Consider the following 4,082-nt stretch of genomic DNA (forward strand, 5'->3'; position numbering starts at 1 on the left):
TGATTATCATATACATTTAAACTGCCCTCACCTCTCTTTTCATGAGCTTTTTTAACTTTTTCAATAAATTCTCTAAACTTATAACCTTGTCCTTTTTTTAAATCAATAAACCAAATATTTTCAAGTTTTGGAGTATCTGAAGAATTTCCATTGTAAGAAAGTTTAGAATTATAACGCCAAAATTCATTTCTTCCATATTCTAAAACAGTTGGAGATACATTTTTATCCCAATCATTTCCGTGTGCAGAATCATTAGGTCTTTTATCTAAATCTGAAAAAGTACAAGGACCCATAATCCAAGCATACCAACCTGTTTCTTTACCAGTAATAATCAAATCTAAAGAAGCTTTAAAAACACCTTCTTTATGGTATTTTTCATTATGTGATTTTACAGCAGCTTCAAAAGCTTTTTCCATTCCTATCTTAGCTTTCATATAGGTTACTTCAACCATTGCATAGGATTCTTTTTCTTCCTGTGCATTACCAGTAAATGTAGTTACCATTAACGCAAATATCAGCGTTACAATTAAATTTGTTTTTGTTCTCATAGTTTAAAATATTAATTAGTTAGTAGATTAAATATATATCAAATTATTTGATATCAAATTGTTAAATTGGGGTAGATATTTTTTGTTAATTGAAAAATCATTAACTCATATTTAATGTAACTTTTGTTACTTTAAAAGTCTAATATACTTTAAATTAATTACTTATAAAAATTTTATATTAAAAAATTAATTAAATTTTAAAACACTATAAGATTATTCTATAAAAAAACACTTCTATTTTTTAAAAATAGAAGTGTTTTAAAATATGTGTTCGCTTACTTAACTTAATCCAAAACTGGCTCAGGAATTTCAATTTTATCACAATACATTTGCCATAATTTAAATCCACCCGCAACATTCACTACATTGTTAATCTTGTTGTGATTCAAAATAAGTTCGGCTAAATAACCTCTTAATCCTTTCTGACAAAAAATAATAATTGGTTTATTTAATGTTTTAATAGTTTCAATATCACTTCTTAAAGAATCTAACGGATAATTAATTGCGTTTGGAATAGTACCTCTCTCATATTCTTGAGCAGTTCTTACATCAATTAAGGTATACTCTTCTATTTTATTTTCGATTAAAAATTTACTTAATTCTTCAACTGAAACTTGAACACTTTTATTATTCAACATATTTTCTGTTACAAAACTAGAAACTACAACTGGATCTTTTGCAGGAGAAAATGGTGGTGCATACGCCAAATCTAATTGTGCCAAATCTGTAATTTTTAGTTTTGCATAAATTGCGGTACTCAAAACATCTACACGCTTATCAACTCCAACTTCACCAAATAATTCTGCTCCTAAAATTTCTTCAGTTTTAGCATGGTAATAAATTTCTATTATTAAATCTTTTTGGTTTGGGTAATAACCTGGAGTTGCTCCTGCAACTGTAAGTACCGTTTTAAAAGGAATTTTTAAATCTTGTAAAGCTTTTGGATTCAATCCTGTACGCGCCAAGATATAATCAAAAACTTTTACTATTGCGGTTTTATAAGCTCCTTTAAATTGAATATTTTGTCCAACTGCATTTGCTCCTGCTGCTCTACCAGCTTTATTAGAATGTGTTCCCAATGGAAAATAATCAAATTGATTGGTTTGTAAATTTTTGATGGCAACATTATCTCCCGCAGCAAAAACATCTTTAATAGATGTTTCCATGCGTTCGTTTACTTTTAAAGCTCCGTTATTAATATGTTCGGCTCCATTTTCAAGTAATAAATCTGTATTTGGTTTTATACCAACACTTAAAATAACAAAATCGGTTTTTATAGTGTTCCCATCTTTTATTTTTACACCATTAATTTTCCAATTTTCATCTAATTCAAATTCTGAAACTAAACTTGAAGTTAGCACTTCAATACCTTTTTCTTTTAAAACAGTTTCAGCAAAATTCCCGAATTTTTGTTGCCACATATTTAATACTTGGTTGTCACCTTCAATTAGCGTCACCTCTTTCCCTGCTTCCCTTAAATTTTCAGCAACTTCTACTCCTATTAATCCGGCTCCGATAACAGTAATGTGTTTTGAATTTGAAGCTAAACCTTCTTTGGTAATTTTATCAAAATCAATCATGCTTCTACAAGTAGACCAATTTGTAGCTTTTTCAATATTTTTTATTGGAGGAACAATTGATTTTGCACCAGTTGCAAAAACCAACATATCGTAACTATAATCTCCTTTTTTTGAAAATACTATTTTGTTAGTTGTATCAATTTTAAGAATTTCTTCGTTTAAACGAAGGTCTATATTAAAACGTGTTCTTAATAATTCTGGTTGAACTACAATTAAATTACTTCTATCTTCAATAACACCTGAAAAAGCATAGGGCATTCCACAAGTTGCATAACTTATATTTGCTCCTTTTTCAAACAAAATTATTTCAGCATTTTCGTCTTCCCTTCTTGCTTTTGCCGCTGCAGATGGTCCTGCAGATAAACCTCCAATTACTATTATTTTTTTCATTTTAGATATTAATATTTATGCAAATTTTTCACTTTTTTTTAAACTAGAGAGTGATTTTTATTACTATTTCGTTTACGTAATTATTGTTACTTTTTAGTATATAATTAATGTTTAAAACTACATTTTATGTTTTGTTTGTTGAACATTAACTTAATTCAATTTTAATTTAGAAAGACTCTAAAATATATATGAATACCAAAATTTTTCTTTATGATATTCAAAACATAAAATGAGCATCAGAAAAATTGATTTTTATTGATTTTTGTTATCTTTGCAATTCTAAAAAATTGATGCAAGAATATGTTTAATAATTTAAGTGAAAAATTAGATAAAGCCCTTCATGTACTTAAAGGTCATGGAAAAATTACAGAAGTAAATGTTGCTGAGACTTTAAAAGAAGTAAGAAGAGCGCTGTTAGATGCCGATGTTAACTTTAAAATAGCTAAAAACTTTACAAATACCGTTAAAGAAAAAGCGCTGGGACAAGATGTTTTAACATCTTTAAATCCTGGACAATTAATGGTTAAAATTGTAAAGGATGAACTTACTGAGTTAATGGGTGGAGAAACTGTAGGTATTAACCTTTCAGGCACACCAACAGTTATTTTAATGTCTGGTTTACAAGGTTCTGGTAAAACTACTTTTTCTGGTAAACTTGCAAATTATTTAAAAACTAAAAAAGCTAAAAATGTTTTATTGGTTGGTTGTGATGTTTATAGACCAGCTGCAATAAATCAGTTACAAGTAGTTGGAGAACAAATTGGAGTTGAAGTTTATGCCGAAGTTGGAAATCAAAATCCAGTTGAAATTTCTCAAAATGCATTGAAGCACGCAAAAGCAACTGGAAAAAACGTTGTTATTATTGATACCGCAGGTCGTTTGGCTGTTGATGAAGCTATGATGACCGAAATTTCGAACATTCATAAGGCTGTAAATCCGCAAGAAACCTTATTTGTAGTTGATTCAATGACTGGGCAAGATGCTGTAAATACTGCAAAAGCTTTTAATGATATTTTAAACTTTGAAGGTGTTGTACTTACAAAATTAGATGGTGATACCCGTGGTGGTGCCGCATTATCTATAAAATCTGTTGTTAATAAACCTATTAAATTTATTGGTACTGGAGAAAAAATGGAAGCAATTGATGTTTTCTACCCAGACCGTATGGCAGATAGGATTTTGGGAATGGGTGATGTTGTTTCGTTAGTAGAACGTGCTTAAGAACAATATGATGAAGAAGAGGCAAGAAAAATTCAAAAGAAAATTGCCAAAGATCAATTTGGTTTTGATGACTTTTTGAAGCAAATTCAGCAAATCAAGAAGATGGGTAACATGAAAGATTTGATGGGAATGATACCTGGCGCTGGAAAAATGATGAAAGACGTAGATATAGACGATGATGCTTTTAAAGGAATTGAAGCAATGATACATTCAATGACTCCTGGCGAAAGAAGTGAGCCAAAAACTATTAATGCAACAAGAAAAAAACGAATTGCAAAAGGATCTGGAACAAGCATTCAGGAAGTAAATCAATTGTTAAAACAATTTACTCAAATGAGTAAAA

The 4,082-nt window shown here is 29.4% G+C and carries 2 protein-coding genes and 1 pseudogene; 1 reads left to right on the forward strand and 2 read right to left on the reverse strand.

Annotated elements, in window-relative coordinates; translation table 11 throughout:
• Together AB1Z17_RS03160 and AB1Z17_RS03165 are read right to left on the reverse strand one after the other, a co-directional pair.
• Nucleotides 1-548, reverse strand: a 548-nt coding sequence (locus AB1Z17_RS03160; protein ID WP_368050338.1) for a hypothetical protein, incomplete at its 3' end; no start/stop codon positions are given.
• Between the two features lie 284 nt (nucleotides 549-832).
• Nucleotides 833-2,518, reverse strand: coding sequence for an FAD-dependent oxidoreductase (locus AB1Z17_RS03165; RefSeq protein ID WP_368050339.1), 1,686 nt, complete (start codon nucleotides 2,516-2,518; stop codon nucleotides 833-835).
• A gap of 300 nt (nucleotides 2,519-2,818) precedes the next feature.
• Here AB1Z17_RS03165 and ffh point away from each other — a divergent pair.
• A pseudogene (gene ffh / locus AB1Z17_RS03170) lies at nucleotides 2,819-4,082 on the forward strand (signal recognition particle protein); the annotation flags it as partial.

The sequence above is a fragment of the Lutibacter sp. genome (assembly GCF_040883305.1).
Taxonomy (GTDB): domain Bacteria; phylum Bacteroidota; class Bacteroidia; order Flavobacteriales; family Flavobacteriaceae; genus Lutibacter.

Bases quoted from the DNA above. Each gene is read 5' to 3' on its own strand.
- AB1Z17_RS03165 (WP_368050339.1), bottom strand. From the start codon at position 2,518: ATGAAAAAAATAATAGTAATTGGAGGTTTATCTGCAGGACCATCTGCA.